At 55.2% G+C, this 20,451-nt stretch carries 13 protein-coding genes; all 13 read left to right on the forward strand.

Annotated elements, in window-relative coordinates:
• Position 1: 1 nt before the first annotated feature.
• The 13 genes from B4B27_RS09470 (at position 2) to gpmA (ending at position 20,391) form a co-directional block, all read left to right on the forward strand.
• Positions 2-5,821 (forward strand): glycoside hydrolase family 9 protein, encoded by a 5,820-nt coding sequence (locus B4B27_RS09470; protein ID WP_290725984.1) that lies wholly within the window; start codon positions 2-4, stop codon positions 5,819-5,821.
• Between the two features lie 24 nt (positions 5,822-5,845).
• Positions 5,846-8,224, forward strand: a complete 2,379-nt coding sequence (locus tag B4B27_RS09475) for a PAS domain-containing sensor histidine kinase (RefSeq protein ID WP_173382122.1) — start codon at positions 5,846-5,848, stop codon at positions 8,222-8,224.
• Complete coding sequence (locus B4B27_RS09480) at positions 8,209-8,583, forward strand: response regulator transcription factor (RefSeq protein WP_173364965.1); 375 nt, start codon at positions 8,209-8,211, stop codon at positions 8,581-8,583. The genes B4B27_RS09475 and B4B27_RS09480 overlap by 16 nt, the downstream gene beginning before the upstream one ends.
• A 3-nt stretch (positions 8,584-8,586) precedes the next feature.
• Positions 8,587-10,074 (forward strand): sigma-54 dependent transcriptional regulator, encoded by a 1,488-nt coding sequence (locus tag B4B27_RS09485; RefSeq protein WP_290725988.1) that lies wholly within the window; start codon positions 8,587-8,589, stop codon positions 10,072-10,074.
• Positions 10,075-10,800, forward strand: a complete 726-nt coding sequence (locus B4B27_RS09490; protein ID WP_290725990.1) for a pseudouridine synthase — start codon at positions 10,075-10,077, stop codon at positions 10,798-10,800. It abuts the gene before it with no gap.
• 1 nt (position 10,801) lies between these two features.
• On the forward strand, positions 10,802-11,629 hold the full coding sequence (locus B4B27_RS09495; protein ID WP_290725992.1) for a metallophosphoesterase: 828 nt from the start codon (positions 10,802-10,804) through the stop codon (positions 11,627-11,629).
• Between the two features lie 54 nt (positions 11,630-11,683).
• Positions 11,684-12,697: a quinolinate synthase NadA gene (gene nadA, locus B4B27_RS09500; RefSeq protein ID WP_173364968.1), complete on the forward strand. Its 1,014-nt coding sequence runs from the start codon at positions 11,684-11,686 to the stop codon at positions 12,695-12,697.
• 2 nt (positions 12,698-12,699) lie between these two features.
• On the forward strand, positions 12,700-13,362 hold the full coding sequence (locus tag B4B27_RS09505) for a hypothetical protein (RefSeq protein WP_173364969.1): 663 nt from the start codon (positions 12,700-12,702) through the stop codon (positions 13,360-13,362).
• 59 nt (positions 13,363-13,421) lie between these two features.
• On the forward strand, positions 13,422-14,597 hold the full coding sequence (locus tag B4B27_RS09510) for a DUF6588 family protein (RefSeq protein ID WP_290725995.1): 1,176 nt from the start codon (positions 13,422-13,424) through the stop codon (positions 14,595-14,597).
• 26 nt (positions 14,598-14,623) lie between these two features.
• On the forward strand, positions 14,624-16,156 hold the full coding sequence (locus B4B27_RS09515; protein WP_290725998.1) for a carbon starvation CstA family protein: 1,533 nt from the start codon (positions 14,624-14,626) through the stop codon (positions 16,154-16,156).
• 18 nt (positions 16,157-16,174) lie between these two features.
• Complete coding sequence (locus B4B27_RS09520) at positions 16,175-18,316, forward strand: ATP-dependent RecD-like DNA helicase (protein WP_290726000.1); 2,142 nt, start codon at positions 16,175-16,177, stop codon at positions 18,314-18,316.
• A 146-nt stretch (positions 18,317-18,462) separates the two neighbouring features.
• Entirely contained in the window at positions 18,463-19,467 is a 1,005-nt protein-coding gene (locus B4B27_RS09525; RefSeq protein ID WP_290726002.1) for a hypothetical protein, read from the forward strand.
• 180 nt (positions 19,468-19,647) lie between these two features.
• Complete coding sequence (gene gpmA / locus B4B27_RS09530; protein WP_349678244.1) at positions 19,648-20,391, forward strand: 2,3-diphosphoglycerate-dependent phosphoglycerate mutase; 744 nt, start codon at positions 19,648-19,650, stop codon at positions 20,389-20,391.
• The last annotated feature ends 60 nt before the right edge of the window (positions 20,392-20,451 follow it).

A 20,451-nucleotide genomic window follows, 5' to 3' on the forward strand; every position in this document is an offset into this window, starting at 1 on the left:
CATGACGTATTTGAAAAGACTGTTGGCTGTTTTGTTTATACTGGGAGATGCGCTGTGCGTGAACGCCATGGATCAGCTCCCGGTAATCGACCGTACCGACAAGGTCCACGAGCGTCGATACCTCGACTCGCTGAACGTGTACAACCGTAGGCCTATCCGTTTGAACCAAAGCGGATTTAGGCCCCAGGATTACAAGTACGCCTATGTCGCCGACCCGACGAACATGACCTTCAAGGTAATCGACGCGAATACCAATACGGAAGTTTCGAACGGCAGCCTTTCTCTTATCAAGCAGAACGCCGTAAAGCCCAATATCTGGATCAATGGCGCCTTCAATTCCATCGCAAGCGTGTACGAATTCGGGTCTCTGGATTCCATAAGTTCTGCCAGAGAAAACCTGTACCGAGCGGACTTCACGACGCTTACCTCCATGGGAGAATACTACCTTGTTGTCGGGAACGACACCTCGGCCCACTTCCTTATCCACCCATCGATATTCAACGCCATTCTGGAAAAATCGCTGATGTTCTTTGGCATCCAGCGGTGCGGCGACACCAAGTCGCATTTCCACGGGGCATGCCACCTGAAGGACGGTTCTGCAATCGGGCACGACCTCACCGGCGGATGGCACGACTGCGGAGACCACTTCAAGGTCTCGGAAACCCTGGGCTACGCGGCGTATGTGCTTTCGATGGTCTACCTCACCTATCAGGACAAGGCCGAAGACCGCTACGGCAATTCCTATGCGGATACCGTGTTCACCGACGGCATTCCCGACATCCTCTACGAAGCAAAAATCGGAACGGACTACATTCTCAAGCTTTACAACGCATCCAAGGCGGACGGCGTGATTGCCCAAGGCGACATGTACCATTCCGTGGGCGTCGCCGATCCTGACCATGCGTACTGGGACAGGCCTGAACGCCAGGACGCACAATCCCCGGCCAAGGGAGGCCCCGACCGCGATGTAACCAAGAAAATCGGTGCCAATACCGCGGGTATCTTCGCCGCTGCGCTTGCAAACGTGGCCGTCGGATACAAGGTCTACGATGCCGCCTATTCGGATTCCCTTCTCGCTGCGGCAGAAGACATCTACAAGAACGTTTTCAAGGTTGCCTATGCAGAAAAGCGCATCACGAGCGGCAATTACTACAACCAGTTCTATACGGGTGGTGGCCCCCTGAACGACGACGGCGCCGCAGCCGCATTCGCCCTCTGGTATGCCACCAAGGATACGACCTACCAATACGACCTTTACAAGAACCCGGCCATATACAACAACGCAAATTCCTACAGGTACAACCTCGACTACTTCAAGGGCGGATTCCTCGGGAATCCAAGCGGATTTACGCCGGGCGGCTGGGCGACAGACTACCAGAACGTCCATTCGTATGTGCTTTTTGCGATGCAGCGGTTGATTTTGAACAGCCCGACGATTTCTGCGGAATACGGCCTTAGCGAACTGGAACGCGACACCCTCTCGATGCGAACCATGGCGACGTTCAGGAAACTGATCGATGTAAGTACCAACGAGGGCGACTCCCTGGTGCTCACCAACCCTGGCATTGGCAGCGGCGACCCGCACGAAGGCCCAAGCAACCTGCACGTAATCACCCCGTATAACCTGGTGTGGACCAGCTTTGACTGGGGCGTGATGCGCTACAACATGGGAACCGCCGTTTCCATTTTCCTGATGTACGAACTCACCGGCGACGAGCGCTATCTGAAAGTGGCACTCGACAACATGTACTTCATTCTGGGCGCAAACCCGTGGGATATTTCATTCCTGATGGGAACCGGGGACAAGAACCCGCAACACCCCCACAACCGCGCCTCGAACCCCGACGGCTACAATGCAGGCGGCATGCCGTACGACTATAAATGCCCCGTAGGCGCCCTGATGGGAGCCCGCGACCCGAACAAGACACTGATCGAAGACTGGAGCAAATACACCTCGACCGAAACCTGCATCGACTTCACGGCGCAGTTCCTGTTCCCGGCCCAGAGCCTTGCCCAGACTCTCCCGCCCGACATGGATGGTCCGCTGTTCAGCAACATCGCCGGCACACCGATTTCGGACACCGAAGCCATCGTGAGCTGGGACGCCAACGAAGTCGCACTCGTAACCGTATTCTACAGCGAAGTTCCCGACGAGACAACCGTCAAGTCCGTTCAACAGAACACGGCCACAAAGGGCGGGGCTGTCACACTCACCGGGCTCACCCCGGGGAAGACCTACTACTTCTTCCTCGAAGGCATGGACACGAGAAGGAATCTCACGACCGACAACAATCACGGCCAGTGGTACAAGTTCACCATGACCCCTGCCACGACATCCATCAGCGGGGTCACCATCTGCCAAGTCGACAACCGGAGCGCAAAGATTTACTGGTGGTCTAGCGACCGCATGAATGGCGTCGTGAATTTCGGAACGGCTCCGGGAGCCTACACCCAGTCCAAAGCGGCAGAAGGCGGCGCAGTCCTCTTCCACGAAGCGACGCTCACCAACCTTCAGGCCGGCACCAAGTACTATTTCTCCGTATCTTCGGGAGCCACGACGTCAAGCGAATTCTCTTTCACGACCGAAGAATACGCCACGACAGTCGAGATGGACATCTACGTGAAGCCTCTCAACAAGAATGGTTGTTCCAACAGCTCCGACTGGAAGCAATGCAACACCTTCCTGGTTATCGTCACAAACAGGGATACGATGCCGTACCAGGATCTCGACCTGAGATTCTATTTCCCCGTCGCCGTCACCGGTGGCAGCGACAACAGGTCCATTTGGGACGGAACGGGACAATCGGTCGGATGGCCCACGATGAATTTCGAAGCCCCCGTAGCCTATACGGCAACGACACCGAGCGGAACGACCGAAAGCGGATATTACACGCAAGTCCATATTGAAGGCAATCTCGCCGTTTCCGGCAGCTACTTCTTTGAATTCAAGGTTCAGCCCTCCTACGGAAGCCTGGAAAACAGTTGGTCCTTCAGGCCACATACGGGCTCCGACGATCCAGAAATGTTCGAAGGCATAGACCTGACCCGTGGACCGTTGTACAAGGAAGAATCCAATTCCACCATGTACATCGAAACCATAAATGGTGTAAAGGAAAAGGCCTTCCGAAAGACGCCTTACGTCACGGCCTACTATCACGGCAAGTACATCTACGGTTACGCCCCGGACTACTCGCCCGAAACAGGGCCGCAGCTCAACCGTACCATAACGCTCAATTTCGACAGCCCGTTCGTATCTCCGCACTACTCCGTGGAACAGGAAGACTACGGCGCCACCTACAGCGGAATGAGCAAGGTGACCCCGACCGGCATGCTCGATGAATTCGAGATGAACGGCAGTTCCTATTTCAACCACACGGCATACGATCCGGCAAACCGCAAAGACGCCTTCCAGTTCAAAATCGACACGACACTTGTCTACGGCAACAACTACATGGAATGGGTCAGCTGGCACAACCGCGCAGCGAACCAGAACGGCAGCTACGATTGCGCCTGCGCCGTCGTCCGCAGCAACGTGGAAATAGACTCCATCATGGTTCCTCCTGAAATCCGCCACCTGAAATTTACCGTCGACACGGTGCACGCCTATACCGGGAAAATGGTCAAGGTCAAGTTGCAGCTTCTGGACAGCAACATGGCGCTACTCAACGTAGACCCCATAAGCGTTCTCCTTTCTTCGGAAACGGGATTCGCAAAATTCTACACGTCCCTCAATTCAACGATTCCCGTCGAAAAAATCGACATCATCAAGGGCGAAGCCGAATTCTACCTTTCTTCTGACAAGGCGACAACGACTATCTTGAAGGCCATCGGGAACAACACCTCCAAATTCAACTATATTCCCGCAAAGGCAGTGCTCATCATCGAAGACCTGCCGCCATGGCCCATCATCGAAGAAGCGAAGATGGTCGACTCCGACTGCGACGACATTCCCGACGCGCTCAATATTACGCTTTCGAACGAATACATCACGGCCGAGAACCAGTCGTTCAATTCCATCAAGTTCGTGTACGGCAGAGATACCATCACCAGCACCAACCTGATTTCGCAGAACGGCAAGGACATCGTCGTGGGCGCAAACCTCACGGGCGCCACCGTGAACACAAACCCCGAAGGAAGCATCACGCTTGTGAGCAACACGAAGGACGGCAAGAAGGAATCGGTCGACTTCTACAGGGATGGCATTCCACCCAACCTGGTATCGGTTTCTGTGTTGGAACGCCTGCCCGAAGCCACAAGCGATTTCGTCTACATCCAGTTCAGCGAACCTGTGAAGGAACCTTCACCCGAATGGCCTCTCCGGATAGATCACAACGATATTGCGGCCCACGTGAAAGGCGTCAAGCCCTACAACAAGGACTTGAACATTTGGGAATTCGAAATTGACTTCGACGCCGGAGGCGGTTCACTCGTTAAGGAAGGCATGAAGGCGGAGCTGTCGCCGACAGCCACCATCCGCGACATCGCCGGTAACGGAATCGGCCCCTGCACCCCGAAGGTTGTCGACGTTCTCCTGAAGATCCGTCCGATTCCCATGACTTATGCAAGCATCTCCGACTTGAACCAGGACGGGCTTGCCGAACACGTCGACATCAGGTTCTCGCAGACGGTCGATTCGAAGCACTTCCCGGATTCCATCTCCATCATCTTCGGCAGCGCCGCCCCCGAGACGCTCGTCGTCCGCAAGACGCAATTCCAGCTGAACACGGACCAGATGTCAAGTTCGTTCGACCTCGTGATTCCTTTTGCGCTCGGCAACACCAACGGAAACTTCGAAGGGCTTCTGAACGGCCGCGAAGTCGAAGGCGCGGGCATGATTATCGAACACCTGGGTGACGGTGCCGCCTACGAGACGGAATCCGTGCTTGCCGAAGACCTGGCGGGCCCTGTGTTCGTATCGGCTTCGCTCTCTTCTTCCAATACCTACGAAGTGCTAAACGTATACATAAGCGAGCCGCTCGTCATCGTCGATTCCGCAGCGATCCTCTACGTGCGCGAACGCGGCAACATGAACATCGCGAAAATAGACATTGCCGGATTCGGGCTCCCCTCGGGCAAGACCATGCTGAACGCGCTCTACACCGCCGACGCCGTGGCCGCGGTCATGGAAGGCGACCGTATCAATTTTGCGCCCAATACGGCAAGCGCATTCGCGGACAAGAACGGCAACCGCCCCGCCGAACGCAATCCAAAGGTGACCGTCGGCGGCGAAGGCAAGCCGAAGATCAAGTTCGACATCCACCTCGAAAAGCAGGTTGCCGACATCAGCTCGCAGGCCGCTTCGCTCATCAATTCTACAAAGACGTTGAACCTCTACATTGTCAATCCGAGCAACCACAAACTTGACCGCATCGAAAACGGAGTTGTCGTAGAAACCGGAATAGACACAACAGTCACACCGCTCACCGGCGTCGTCTGGACCATGGACCTGACCGTCCCGCGTGGCGGAGCGCTGAACGAGCCGGCCTACTGGAGAAGCCTCAAGGTCAAATACAACATTCCCATCTACACGAATCTCGGAAGCTACGTGAACCGCGCTTCCGGCACCTACACCGTCAATTCCGACGAATACTTCTCCACGAACAACAAGGTGACGTTCTTTGTAGAATGGGTCAACTCGCCTGCCGGAGGCGTAAAGTCACAGCAGGGCCGGGCCGTCGGAACGGGAGCCTATATTTACAAGGCCGAACTGGAATGCAAGTTCCTTCCCAACCCGGATCTGGACATGAAAACGAAGGAACGCTTCGACACGTCGAATTCTTACGACAAGACGGAGACCTTCGGAATCAAGCGGACAAAGTAAAAACGTAGCGACAGGTTGACAGACATGCCGGAAATTCTCTATTCAAGTTCCCCCATCAGCACCATCCTGTCGGCTATCGCCCTTCTGCTCACCTTCCTGATTCCCTACATGCTGGGACAGAAGGTGCGCATCAAGCAGTTCCCGAAGCCCATCTACCAGCTGCTGCTCATCTGCGTCCACTGGAATACCGGCAGCCTTATCGGGAACATGTTCTTCAGCGGTCCAAATATCGGAATCGGCGCAAAGATCACGTTCGGCCTTCAGGCAATCGCCTGGGTCCAGCTCGGAAACGCCGTCTACCACATTTGCGAACAGAACCTCACCATCAAGCGTTCAAACTTCTGGAGGCTCCTCAACGCCATCGGCGGTGCAAGCGCTATCGCCGTCACGGTTATCTTCTGCATCAAGCCTTCCATTATCACGGATTTTTCCGTCTTTGGCATGAGGCCGTTCCACAAGTATCCCTTCTTTATTTCCTATTCCATCCTGTTCTTCCTTTTCGTGTTCCCGGAAACGATGCTTTCGCTATACAAGATGCTCCGCAGCAGCATGCAGACCAGCGACAAGGACGCCGCGCAAATCCGGTTCTACATGGTGGCAAGTTTCATCTTCTTCGTCGTCATCTCGTTCTTCATGGATTTTCTCATTCCCATCTCGTTCTCGTTCAACGTAGACGGGCACTTCCCCGTGTTCCTGCAATGGCACCAGTATTCGACAGTCATACTCACGATCCTCTGCTGCCAGTACTTCACATCCATCTCTTTCAAGAACAAGAGTTCACATTGGCTTCTCAAGAACCTTGAAGCGCAGCTGAGCGATTCCACCATCCATTTTCTTCCCGACGGAAAAATCGTCGACAGCAACCCGGCCGCACAGCTTCTTTTTAAGAAATCCGAATCCGAAATGAACCTCTGCCGTATCCAGGACCTCATCCCGGACATCAAATACGACATCGAAATCCGTGAAGAAACCAAGGACGTCGTCATCAACGACGAGCGCCACACGTTCTTCATTTCGCTTTTCAAAGTTCGGGTGACCCTCACCACCTACATGTGGATGATACTGCTCAGCGACCAATCCAACTCGCTCATCTACAGGCAGCGAATCGAATCATACAACAAGCAGTTCGCCGACTACAAGCAGGATCTCATCCGCTACCAGGACCGCCTCGACAGTTCCGAGAAAAAATTCAAGGAGCAGAACAACCTGAGTCTTGCCCTCATCAACGCACTTCCCTTCCAGTTCTGGTCCAAAAACGAGCAGGGCGTCTACATGACCCAGAACATCACGGACATCAAGCACCGCGGCAACCAGATCCAGACGACGGATAATTCCGACAAGATTTCAAGCTACGAGAAACAGGCCCGCGAACTCGGGATTCCCAGCATCTACACAAGCTACGAGGACGAGGACCACAACGAGATTAGCGAAGAAGAGGCCAACAACCGGATCCACAACCACAAGACCATTTTCATTTACAGGAACCAGTTCATCCCCATCATCGCGAACCAGAAGCCCTACAAGATTATCGGGCTCAAGCAAGATCTGACCGAGCAGCGCAGGCTCGAACGCGAAAGGGACCTGCTGCGAGAACAGAAGAACATCCACTCGAGACTCGAAGAACTCGGAACCATGTGCGGCGCCTTCGCCCACGACTACAAGAACATCCTCGGTTCGCAAATCGGCTTCAGCGAACTCGCGCAGGAAATCCTCGTGAGCATCCCCGAAGACGCCGTGCCCAAGAAGGAATACGAGAAACTCGGCAAGGTAAACAGCTTCATCGCCGAAGCGACAAAGGCGGCGAACCGCGCCAAGGACTCCCTGAACGAAATGCTGAACGCCCTGCGCGAAAAGACGACAACCGCACCCGAAGCCATGGTGTTCTCGCCCTTCCTCATCATCGAGGATGTCGTAAAGAAGCTCCAGCTGACGCTCCCCTCGAACATCCACATTTCCACCGAAATCGTAGATCCCGACCTCAAGATAAGCGGATTGCCCGCCGCCCTCGACCGAATCCTGACAAACCTCGCGAACAACGCCATCTTCGCGATGAAGTCTACCGGCGGGACGCTCACGTTCAGACTCGAACGCGAAACGCTGAAAAACACGCTTGTTCTCCCCTTCTCGGACGCCATCGAAAAGGGAACTTATGCGAAATTCACCATCGCCGACACGGGGACGGGAATGGATTCCGGGACGCTCGAGCGCATCTTTTCGCCGTTTTTCACCACCAAGGCACCGGGAGAAGGGCTCGGACTCGGCCTTTCTTCGGCTCTCAGGCTCCTAAAAGAGGGCAAAGCGCATTTCACAGTGCAAACAACATTAGGCGAAGGCACGAAATTTAATCTATATTGGGATATAGCAAACGATCAACCGGAGAATGCATCATGTCCACCATCCTGATCATTGACGACGACGAGCAGTTCAACCTGATGATGAAGACAGCCCTCGAAGCCAAGGGCTACGAAGTGGAAACTGCGAGCAACGGCAGGGACGCCAAGGTGCTCTACCAGAACAAGAAATACGATGTCATCGTTACCGACATCATCATGCCGGACGTCGATGGCTACGAAGTCATCCTGGACCTCCGCCGTATGGGCATGGGAGACAGGACAATCGCAGTCAGCGCAGGCGGACGTACCGCTGCGGACGACTACCTGATTACCGCCAAGCATTTCGATGTCGCGGCCACATTCAACAAGCCCTTCGAACTGCAGCCCTTCCGCGAAAAGATTGAAGAAATCATAAAGAGCCATCAGTAACCGATGCCGATGAATATCCTGATTGCCGACTCCGACAAGGAGTTTATCAGCGACATTCGACGTTCGTGGACTTTGCCCGACACAGAGCTAGCCTTCTGTGACGACAAGAACAATTTGATGCCGCTGGTCAAGGCCGCGCCCATAGACCTCGCCTTCATCGAGGTCCCGTTCCTTACGCTCGACAACATGGACATGGTGAGCTATCTCAAGGAACGCAAGCCCGGTATCGAGATTTTTGTCCTCTGCGACAACAAGAACTGGCCCGGGGCCACAAGCGCTATCAACCGCGGTGCGAACAGTTTCATCATGAAACCCGCAACCGTGGAGCAGCTTGAAGACACCACCAAGAAAATCCAGACTCTCCGCCAGAACAAGACGACCAACCAGCTGATGGAGTCGCAGGTGCTGGACAGCCTCCTGGGCGACACCCCCGAAATGAGGAAAATCCTCAAGACGGCATACAAGATTGCGCCCACTACGAGCACGGTCCTCATCACGGGCGAATCCGGTTCGGGCAAGGAGTTCCTCGCAAACGTCATCCACCGCTACAGCAAGCGGGCAAGCGATCCGTTCGTGGCAGTCAACTGCGGGGCGATACCCGAGAACCTGGTGGAAAGCGAGCTGTTCGGCGCCAAGAAAGGCTCCTATACGGGTTCCACCGTAGACAAGAAAGGTTTGTTCGAATCCGCGAACGGCGGCACGCTGTTCCTTGACGAAGTGGGCGAACTTTCCGCCGCGACCCAGGTGAAGCTTTTGCGCTTCTTGCAGAATCACGAAATCCGCCGCGTAGGCGAAACCGAAGCGCGCTACCTAGACGTACGCATCATCGCCGCCACCAACCGCGATTTGCAGGCCGCCATGGAAGAAGGCATCTTCCGCGAAGACCTCTACTACAGGCTCAACACGTTCCACCTCTCGCTTCCGCCCCTAAGGGAACGCCGTCCGCTTATCCCCACGCTCGTAAAATACTTCATCCTGAAGTACAAGGAAACCCACGGCAAGGACATCCACGACGTGGAGCCCGCCGCACAATACGCGCTCGCGAAATACCCTTACCCCGGCAACATCCGTGAACTCGAAAACATCGTGGAGCATGCGATAGTCCTTTCCGAGAACGGAGTCATCCGCCTGGAGGACTTGCCCGAAAACGTGCAGGAAGAAGCCCGCGAAAAAACAGTCGCCATTCCGCACATGAAAGATGGCATAGGCAACGAAGCTACGGAGGACTCGCCAAACCCGTCCAATACGGGTCTCGCCATTTCGTATGCGGATTCCACCTCCAGACAACCGCTCCAAAGTACAGCGGACTCTTCCGACAGCCCCGACGAAATACTCTCGCTCGAAGAAATGGAACGCAGGCACATCTTGCGTGCGCTGAGCGTCTGCAACGGCAACCGCACGGAAGTCTGCAAGCGCCTCGGAATCAGCCGCGCGACCCTTTGGCGCAAACTGAAAGAACTCAAGATCCAGATGGACGGCGAGGAAGCCTAGATGCGAATCAACAAGTTTATTTCCCTGTGCGGAATCGCAAGCCGCCGCGCAGCCGATACGTTAGTGCAGGAAAGGCGCGTGCAAGTGAACGGAGAAACGATTACCGACCTCGGACACCAGGTAGATGAGATTTCTGACACCGTGACCGTCGACGGCAGAAAGGCGGCACTCCCAAAAAAGACAAAGGTCATCGCCTTCCACAAGCCTGCCGGATGCGTCTGCACCAAGGATGACCCGCAGGGCCGCCGCACCGTCTATGACTACCTGCCTCCCGGCTACCAGGGATTCAAGTACGTGGGGCGACTCGACCTGCAGAGCCGCGGCCTGCTGCTGTTTACCGACGATGGAGAACTCCTGCACAGGCTCACGCACCCGAGCTACGAAATTCCGCGCAGCTACTATGTGTGGACGACCCGTCCGCTTTCCGAATCTGCCGCGCAGAAACTCGTCGACGGAGTCGACATCCGCGATCCCGACGATCCCGAAGCGACCGAGGAAATCGCTTTTGCGACCGACGTGTATCTCGAAAACGGATTTGCGGAGCTCGTGCTCATCGAGGGCAAGAACCGCGAAATCCGCCGCATGATGCGAGCCGTCGGCTACGAAATCCGCGACCTCAAGCGCGTAAGCTATAGCCACATCCAGCTAGGCGACCTGCCCGCAGGCGAATTCCGTGAGCTGACCGCCGACGAGATGAACAAGCTCAAGCAGGCGGTTCACCTGTAGCATGAAGCGGACCCTCTACATCGGCGACGTGCACGGCTGTGCCGACGAGCTCGAGCGCATCATCGACGCATTCGGATTCGTCCGCGAAAATGATACTTTGTACCAAACGGGCGACATCATCAACAAGGGCCCCGACATGTGGCGTGCCATGCAGATGGTCCTCAAGCTCGGCATATTGACAGTGCGAGGCAACCACGAGGAGCACCTCATCCGCATGATGGATTCTCCCGAAGAAACCTGGACCGAGAAACAAAAAAAACGTTTCAGGGCTCTCCCGCTCGAACAGTGGGAGTTCATCCGCGACACCGTGAAAAACTGGCCCCTGTGGCGCGACACGCCGCACGCGCTCCTTGTGCATGCAGGACTCGAACCGGGAAAGGCGCGACTCGAGGACATGAGTCCCGAAGTGCTGCTCTCCATCCGCAACTGGAATGACAAGCCATGGTTCGAGCAGGTGAAATGGGATAAGACAGTCGTGTTCGGACACTGGGCGAAGATGGGATTCGTAAACCGTCCCGGATTCATCGGCCTCGATTCCGGCTGTTGCTACGGCAAGTGCCTTACCGCCTGGTGCCCCGAAGAGGACAAGTTCTACACCGTCCCCGCCGCGCGCGAATACACGCCGGTAAAGGACAAGGCGAAGGAATCCGAAAACGCACCGTGCAAGGTGCTGGGAGACAGTTCCCCCGAATCGGTCCCGCCGCGGACCTTCGACGAAATCAAGTCGAAAATCGAAAACGGAGACATCGCCCCCGGCAAGGATTCGCCCGAGGACGAAAAAATCCGCAAGGCGAGCCCCTCCATCAGCGCGGAATGGGCCGGATACTGACCCATGGCCGCAAGAGGCCTCCCTATTTTTTTATTTTTGGCGCGGAGATTTCCCATGACGACAGACGAACTCTACAACCGACTCAAGTCCATCCAGCCCGGAGCCGTGCTCTGCACCTACACCAAGGAAAAATGCGAGCAGATGCTCCCGCTGATCAACGAAATCAACGAGCGCAAAAAAGACCAGGATACGGTCATCCTCGCGCACAGCTACGTGGCCCCCGAAATCATCCTCGGCGTCGCCGACTACAATGGCGACAGCTTTAAGCTGAGCGAGGATGCGACCAAGGTGACGCAGAAGACCATCCTGTTTTCTGCCGTGCGCTTCATGGGCGAAACAGCCAAGATTCTCAACCCCGAAAAGGACGTGCTCATCCCGGGTCCGCTCACCGGATGCAGCCTCGCCGACTCCATCACCGGAGAAGAAGTCAGGGAACTCCGCAAAAAATATCCGGAACACACGTTCGTCTGCTACATCAACACGACCGCCGACGTGAAGGCCGCCTGCGACGTGTGCGTCACGAGCGGAAACGTGATGAAGATTATCGAGAGGCTCCCGACGGACAAGATCGTTTTCGTCCCCGACAGGCTCATGGGCCAGAACATCCAGGCCGACCTCGACAAGCGCGGCATCAAGAAAGAAATCGTTTTGCACAACGGCTGCTGCTACGTGCACGAGACCTACGATTCCGAACTTATCGACTTTTTCCGCAGCCAGAATCCTGGGCTCAAGGTGGTAAGCCATCCCGAATGCCACCCGGGTGTCGCCCTCCTGAGCGACTACGTCGGAAGCACGGGACAGATGGTGAACTACATCAAGGAACAGCCCGACGAGACTCCGTTCCTATTGCTCACCGAATGCGGCCTCAATGCCCGCATGCAATACGAGCATCCGAAAAAGCGCTTTATCGGCAGCTGCAGCATGTGCAAGTACATGAAGAGCAACTCGCTCGAAAACATCCTTGAGACGCTCCGCCATCCCGAAAAGGCCGAGCATGTCGAGCTTGACGAATCGGTTCGCGTTGCCGCCAAGAAGTGCATCGACGCCATGTTCTACTACGCAAAATAATCATGAAGAAACTCGTTGCCATTTTGATTCTGCTCGTCGGCGTCTCCGCCTTCGCGGATGGAGACTGGCCGCGTTCATATTTTGTAAGCGCGGGCATTGGAGCAGTCGCATCCAAAGGCGACTTCAACAACCGCGTTATTTCGATGAAGGACACATTGGGGCAAAAGGAAATTGTCCACGCTCCGGCACTCGAGTTTCTCGCGAACCCCGACTTCACCATCGGCGCGAACATCCGCGAATTCACGCTCACGTTCAACTTTCAAATCTGGGAATCCGAACAGACGCTCAACGGATTCCCCGATGAAACCCACAAGGAAAGCAGCCTCCTCTGGCGAATCAGCATGGAGTTCATCTACAACTTCTTCTGGCCGGAGTTTTTCCAAGTGGGAGTCGGGGCTTCGTATTCCTACACCGCAGTAACCACCGAAAATTCGGCTTTCATAGGCGAAGACGCTTACGATGCCGAATTCATGGGATCCGGTATTGGGCTTATCGCAAATATCAAGTATTTTATTTCAGATAACATTGCAATGGTTCCGTTCATCAAAATCTACGAAAACTGGTTCAAGAATGTCTACACCAAGGAAAGCGAACTTTGCGATCTCGATTCCTACATGTGGCAAACATTCGTTTTTGTCGGAATGAACGTCCAATATCAGTTTTAAGTCTCCAATCCGGATTCACCGTTGCCCGACATCTCGCTTTTAGCTAGATTTGGCGGCGTATGAAAACGTTTGCCAAGTACACAATCGCAATTCTCCTAGGGGCTGCATCCATCGCATCTGCTGCAGACGGCGAAGGCTGGGCAACTATCTACGAATCAATCGCCGCGTTCGAAAACCGCCCCGGTGGAGATTCCCGCATATTCAACCGTCCCGGTTACGTAAAGCCCATCATCGAGAATCTGGGCAACGTGCTCAACAGCAACTGGTATGTAAGCGCGAATGTGCCGCAGAGCCTCGCCTTCGAATTCGGATTGCCGATTGCCCTCATCCCCATCAACGACGAAGACCGCACTTTCAAGGAGAAGGACGCTCTCGGCCAGACGCGCGATGTGCCCACGATTTTCGGAAGCAACTGGGACAAGACCGCAGACCCGCTAAATACGAACAATTTCGTTTACGGTAACGAGACCCTGAACGGTCTCGGAGTCTTCACCTACCCTTACCTGCAACTCGGAGTCAGCATGTTCCATGCCCGTGCCGTCGTTCGCGGGATGTGGCTCCCCGCCATCAGCGAATTGCGCGGGTTCAGCCTGCTCGGTTTCGGCCTGCAATACAGCTTTGGCAGGTGGTTCCAGTACATGCTCCCGAAGGCGGCCCAGGGCCTCGACGTGAGCCTCGTCTTCGGATACAACTCCAGCAGCATCAGCTACAAGCCCAAGGATTATACCGGGCAGCTCGATCTTGACATTTCGGCGACAACATTCGATGTAGTCATCGGATACAAGCCCTTCAATTTCTTCGAAGTCATGATGACGCTCGGCTACCAGTCCGCGACCATGGAATCTTCCGGCAAGCTGACCTGCCAGGCGAAGGACGCTTTCGGTAATCCTTCCGCATACTACGGCCAGACCCTCAACCCGAACATTTCTGTCGAAGGCAATAACGGATTCAAGTTCGGCATCGCGATTGCGCTCCAGCTCGGCAAGAGTTTCCATCCGGTCGCAGGATTCGATTATGCGGGCAAGTCGAGCTTTACGACGAATATCCTCTACCTGCGCCAGCAATTCGGCGAAGACAAGACACCGGATGAGATTGCGAAGGACAAGGGCTACGTGCGCAGAGCAAAGAACGAAGAGAAGGCAAACGAGACTGCAGAAAAGGACGCAGCCACAAAAGAAGCAAGCGATGACGCCCAACAGGAACTCAGCCAGGAAGCCGAGCAGTCCGAAGAATAGATTTTTAACAAACAAGAAGGCATAACATGATTACATTCCTTATCGGTGTCGCCATACTGATTGGCGGATACTTTACCTACGGAAAGTTTGTCGAACATGTCTTCGGCCCTGACGACCGCAAGACTCCGGCACTCGCTAACCCCGACGGCGTTGACCGCGTCCCGATGAAGCACTGGAAGAACATGCTCATCCAGCTTCTGAACATCGCGGGTATCGGGCCTGTCATCGGCGTGATTCTCGGCATCAAGTTCGGAGCCATCGTGTTCATCATCCTCCCGCTGGGTAACGTATTGGGCGGTGCGGTGCACGACTACTTCAGCGGCATGATAAGCATGCGCAACAACGGCTACAACGTGCCGGCACTTTCGCGCAAGTTCTTGGGCAAGGGCCCCTCGAAGGTGGTGATGGCGCTCATTTCCATCGCGCTCATCCTCGTGGGTGCTGTGTTCACTAACACGCCGGCGCAGCTCATCAACACGCCCATCATCGCGGGTTCCGCAGTCTCCCCCACGCTCTTCTGGGTAGCGGTCGGCGTGATTTTCGCCTACTACTTCGCAAGCACATTCTTCCCCATCGACAAGATTATCGGCCGCATCTACCCAATTTTCGGCGGCATGCTCATTCTCGCTTCCCTCGGAATCATGATCGGCATCGCGCCGCACCTCAATGTGCTTAGCGAATTCAACCTCTCTGACATCGCCTCGAACTTCACACAGCATCCGGCACACCAGCCCATTATCCCGATGCTCTTCGTGACGATTGCCTGCGGCATCATCAGCGGTTTCCATAGCACGCAGAGCCCGCTCGTGGCCCGCACCGAAGTGACCGAAAAGACTGGCCGCCAGACATTCTACGGCATGATGATTATCGAAGGCCTCATCGGCATGATCTGGGCCGCGGGCGGCATGTTCATCTACCACATGCAACCTGAACTCATGGCGGCCGGCGGCGTGAAGGTACTGAGCGTTCTCGTCTCCACCGTCATCCCGTTCGCCCCGATTTCCATCCTCGTGGTGGTGGGTGTCATCATCCTTGCGATTACGAGCGGCGACACGAGCCTGCGTAGCCTGCGCCTCACGATTTCGGAACTCTTCGGCATCGACCAGACCGACCCGAAGAAGCGCCTGCTCCTCACCGTGCCGATGTTCGCCATCTGCCTCGTGATTATCTTCTGGAGCAACCTGAACCCGCAGGGCTTCAACATCCTGTGGAACTACTTCAGCTGGAGCAACCAGCTCATGGCCGTGTGCAGCCTGTGCGTAGCAACAGTTTACCTCCGCAGCAAAAAGAAAAACTACGTGATTGCGCTTATCCCGTGCATGTTCATGGCGTTCATCTGCTTCGATTACATCCTGTGGGTGAGCCCCGAAAACCTGAAGGGCGCCCCGCTCGGATTCGGGCTTGACTACAAGACGGCCCTCGTGCTCGCCATCGAAAATGCGGCCGTGCTCGGTGCACTCCTGTGCCTGCGCGGCAAGAAACTCGCCTCCAACAAGCAGTTCGACCCCGACAAGTGGGATAGCGAAATCGACAAGAAGAACGACTACGAGCCGGAATAAGGAGTTCTAGCCTAGCGGATGCAGCTCGAAGGAACCATCAAGAGCGTCACGTTCCACAGCGCCGATAGCGGGTTTTCCGTTTTCCGCGTGACCGTGGAAGGCGAAAAAGCCCCCGTCGTGGTGACGGGGACTTTTCCCGATTTGGGGAGCGGAGAAAGACTCCTGATGGAAGGGGAATGGGGGCGCCACCCCAAGTACGGCAGACAGTTCAAGTGCACCTCGTACAAGGTCGCGGCCCCGCAGGAAAGTGATATCGGCGCATACCTCGCCTCGGGTATATTCCGCGGCATCGGCCCCAAGACGGCAGAAGCAATCGTGAAGGTGTTCGGCGACGACACCGCGGACATTCTCGACAACCATCCCGAAATATTCCGCAAGGCAAAAATCAAGGGGTTCCCGGCAAAGAAGGTCGAAGCCTTCCTCGCCGCATGGCAACTGAACCGCCACAGCAGGGAAACGATGCTGTTCCTGTACGGGCACGGCATCGCGGGCAGTGTCGCGAAACGCCTGTGGAACCAGTTTGGCGCCGAAACGATTTCCCGCATTACCGAGAATCCGTACCTGCTCTGTGAAGAAATCTGGGGCATCGGATTCCTGAAGGCCGACGAAATCGCGATGAAGGTCGGCATCCCGAAGGAGAGTCCCAAGCGTCTGCAGTCCGCCCTCATGTACGTACTGCAGGAATCGAGTTTCAGCGAAGGCCACGTGTACCTTCCCAAGGACATCCTGCTCGAAAAGACCTTCCGGATTCTGCGCATTCCGATGGAAGACGACGATGCCGTCTACGGGCTCATACAGCAGTTCGATTACCTGTGCGAACGCGAACGCATCAAGCGCGTCGACGACGACTGCTTCTACCCGCCGATATTCCGCGCCGAACAGAGTATTGCAGACAACATCCTGTACCGCCTTGCGGGAAACGCGCTCCCCACCGCGGGCTTCGAGCGGGCGCTCATGGACTGGGAACACCAGCACAAGTTCGCATTCGACCCCATCCAGCGGCAAGCTATCCAGATGGCGCTCGCCTACCGCATATCGATTATCACCGGCGGGCCCGGCACCGGCAAGACGACTATCCTGAAGGGGATCCTCCACCTCGCGCAGAAGATGGACGAGAGTGCGTTCCTCGCCGCCCCCACGGGCCGCGCCGCCAAGCGCATGGGCGACCTCTGCGGATTAAAGGCCCGCACCATCCACCGCATGCTCGAGATGGACCCCGCCACAAAGAAATTCAACCGCAACGCCGAAAACAAGCTGCCCTGCGATTTGCTCATCATCGACGAGTTCAGCATGGTCGATACCTGGCTTGCGGCGGCGCTGTTCGAGGCGATTCACGCGAAGACCCGCATCGTTCTCGTGGGCGACGCGGACCAGCTCCCGAGCGTGGGCCCGGGCAACGTGCTGAACGACCTCATCCGCTGCCCGAAAATCCCGACGACGCGCCTGCAGCACATATTCCGGCAGGCGGGCGGGAACGACATCGCCGACAAGGCAGCGAAGATAAACCAGGGCATTGTCCCCTCGCCTATCGACGGACCGAACTTCCATTTTATCCCGTTCGAGGAGCCCGAGCAGGCCAAGCGGATTATCGCGGACCTTCTCGCTACGGGCGTGCGGAGCAAAATCGACATCGACCAGAAGGCCGACCTGCAAATCCTTACCCCCATGCGCAAGGGCCCGCTCGGCATCTTCGAGCTGAACGCCTTCCTGCAAGAACTGCAGAACCCCGGAGTCGCACGCCACAGGATTATGGGAGTCCCCTGGAGCGACGGCGACAAGGTGATGCAGATAAAGAACAATTACGACAAGAACGTATTCAACGGCGACGTGGGCGTAATCTTCAAGGTACACAAGAGCGACGACAAGGTGACGGTGTTCTACGACGACAAGACCGTCGAGTACGAGGGCGACGAACTGGAACAGCTCGCGCTCGCCTACGCCTGCACCATCCACAAGAGCCAGGGAAGCGAGTACCCGGCGGTCATCGTGATTCTCGATTCGAGCCACTACATGATGCTCCAGCGGAACCTGATATACACGGCAATCACCCGAGCGAAGGGGCACGTGTGGGTGCTTTCTGCCCCCGGGGCATTCTCGACCGCCGTCCGCAACAACAGGAGCATCAGACGGTTTACAAGGCTCACGGAAAGGCTCTGCTGACCCGAAAGCGCCGTCAATTGTCAAAATAAGGCTTTTAATGGCGATTTTAAGCACATTTTATTGTTTTTCGCCTTTTTTTACGTTTTTCCCTTTGCATTTTGGCTTATTTTTGTTTATTTTCAAGAAAAACAAACAGAGGTACACTCATGAACTCCAAAAAGATTCTTTTCGGCCTAACTGCGGCCGCCACTCTTTTCAGTTTCACTGCCTGCGGCGGTGAAGGCGGAGACAACCCGGTCGGTCCGGGATCCTCGTCCTCCAAGCCCGTCGAACTTCCCAAGGAATCCTCTCTAAATCCGGTCCTGTTCAACGAGCCCTCCGTTACGGTAATGTCCGGAATGAACGGCATGCAGGGTTCTTTGAGCGGCGTCATCACAATCGACCCGGACTTCTTCAGTTCCGAAGGTGCATTCGAAGGCGACACGAACCAGGTGACGCGCATCGACAGCGTGCACTTTGCCGTGGGCAAGCCCACAGGCGACGGAAAGATTATGCAGGAACCCATCGCCATCAATCTCGACGGCCAGGTTTTACCCACCGATCGCATCTCCCTGTCCCAGAAGTTCTTTGAATTTTCACAGCTTAGCAGCTGCGGAGTTTTCAACCTCTATATCACCGTATTCTCAAGCACCAAGCACACGGTCGATCCGAAGGTCAAGACTATTACCTACACGAACACCTACAACCAGCTAACCTTCACGCGTAACGAAAGCGAATGCAAGGCACCGGAACCGGAATCATCTTCTGCTTCGGAACCGGAAACCTGCACCCCGGTGACCGCAAACGAAGTCGAACTTTCCAACACCACGGGTAGTTCCCAGAATGCGCTCAACTTCGAAACGGGTCTCGCAGACAATCCGCATGTCACCTTGCACATTTCCGGCAGGGAAGCATCTCTTGTCCCGGGCGCCGGAGTCTCCGTGTTCGAAGACAACAGCCAGACCACCGGCCTGCAACCGGAAGTCGCAAACCCCGGCCAGCCCGTCTGCCTCGAAAAGTTCGTAGCCTCGAGCCGCGCCTATGACGAAGAACTCACTTCCGGCCTTTGGCTCGAAATCGTGGCGAACGGAAAGACCTACCCCGTCATGATCAAGAAGCCCATGTTCGAAAGCAATACCAAGGGTTCTGTGACTCTCATTTACTACAAGTAATCGACTGCTAAAAGCTTTTCAAAAGCCCTCCCCTACGGGAGGGCTTTTTTGATGTGCAAAGGACCGCTTTTTCATATTTTTAAATTATATTAGACTAATTTTATTAGATTCATCTAATTTCATCAGTTTTTTTTCTATTATTGCTATTCATAAGAACCAATAATCAGGAGAAACCTCATGATAAAACTCGTACTAATCCGCCACGGCGAAAGCGAATGGAACAAGAAAAACCTCTTTACCGGCTGGATGGACGTCGACCTGAGCGAAAAAGGTCACGAAGAAGCTGCAGCTGCAGGTCAGCTTTTAAAAGCCGAAGGCTATGATTTTGATTTATGTTACACTTCATACCTAAAGCGCGCCATCCATACTTTGAACCACATGCTTGACGAGATGGACAGAGCGTGGCTTCCTGTCGTAAAGAGTTGGAAACTGAACGAGAGGCACTATGGAGACCTTCAGGGCAAAAACAAGTCCGAAGCCGCCGAGAAATTCGGTGAAGAACAAGTGAAAATTTGGCGCAGATCCTTTGATGTGAAACCTCCCGTTCTCGATGACGACGATGAGCGCAGCGCAAAGAAACAGCCCATGTACCGCGATATCGATCCTTCATTCCTCCCGCAAAACGAAAGCCTCGAAACGACGATCGCCCGCGTCATCCCGTTCTACCTCGAAGAAATCAAGCCGCAGATGAAGGCCGGAAAGCGAGTCGTGATTGCCGCCCACGGCAATTCCCTGCGCGCCTTGGTGATGTACCTCGACAAGTTGACCAAGGAAGAAATTCTGGGGGTGAATATTCCGACTGCGACCCCGCTCGTTTACGAGTTTGACGACAACTTGAACCCGGTTAAACACTACTACCTTGGAGACCAGGAAGCCCTCAAAGCCAAAATGGAAGCAGTCGCCAACCAAGGAAAGAAAAAGTAACACGCCATATTGTCGTGTCTTCGGAAACATCGGAGCCGTAAGCCCCGATGTTTTCTAAAT

It is taken from the genome of Fibrobacter sp. UBA2449 (genome assembly GCF_002342555.1).
In the GTDB taxonomy this organism is placed as follows: domain Bacteria; phylum Fibrobacterota; class Fibrobacteria; order Fibrobacterales; family Fibrobacteraceae; genus Fibrobacter.

Coding starts and splice junctions, on each gene's coding strand:
- B4B27_RS09520 (WP_290726000.1), top strand. CDS start 16,175: ATGCAGCTCGAAGGAACCATCAAGAGCGTCACGTTCCACAGCGCCGAT.
- B4B27_RS09505 (WP_173364969.1), top strand. CDS start 12,700: ATGAAGAAACTCGTTGCCATTTTGATTCTGCTCGTCGGCGTCTCCGCC.
- B4B27_RS09515 (WP_290725998.1), top strand. CDS start 14,624: ATGATTACATTCCTTATCGGTGTCGCCATACTGATTGGCGGATACTTT.
- B4B27_RS09470 (WP_290725984.1), top strand. CDS start 2: ATGACGTATTTGAAAAGACTGTTGGCTGTTTTGTTTATACTGGGAGAT.
- B4B27_RS09490 (WP_290725990.1), top strand. CDS start 10,075: ATGCGAATCAACAAGTTTATTTCCCTGTGCGGAATCGCAAGCCGCCGC.
- B4B27_RS09495 (WP_290725992.1), top strand. CDS start 10,802: ATGAAGCGGACCCTCTACATCGGCGACGTGCACGGCTGTGCCGACGAG.
- B4B27_RS09525 (WP_290726002.1), top strand. CDS start 18,463: ATGAACTCCAAAAAGATTCTTTTCGGCCTAACTGCGGCCGCCACTCTT.
- nadA (WP_173364968.1), top strand. CDS start 11,684: ATGACGACAGACGAACTCTACAACCGACTCAAGTCCATCCAGCCCGGA.
- B4B27_RS09510 (WP_290725995.1), top strand. CDS start 13,422: ATGAAAACGTTTGCCAAGTACACAATCGCAATTCTCCTAGGGGCTGCA.
- B4B27_RS09480 (WP_173364965.1), top strand. CDS start 8,209: ATGTCCACCATCCTGATCATTGACGACGACGAGCAGTTCAACCTGATG.
- B4B27_RS09475 (WP_173382122.1), top strand. CDS start 5,846: ATGCCGGAAATTCTCTATTCAAGTTCCCCCATCAGCACCATCCTGTCG.
- B4B27_RS09485 (WP_290725988.1), top strand. CDS start 8,587: ATGCCGATGAATATCCTGATTGCCGACTCCGACAAGGAGTTTATCAGC.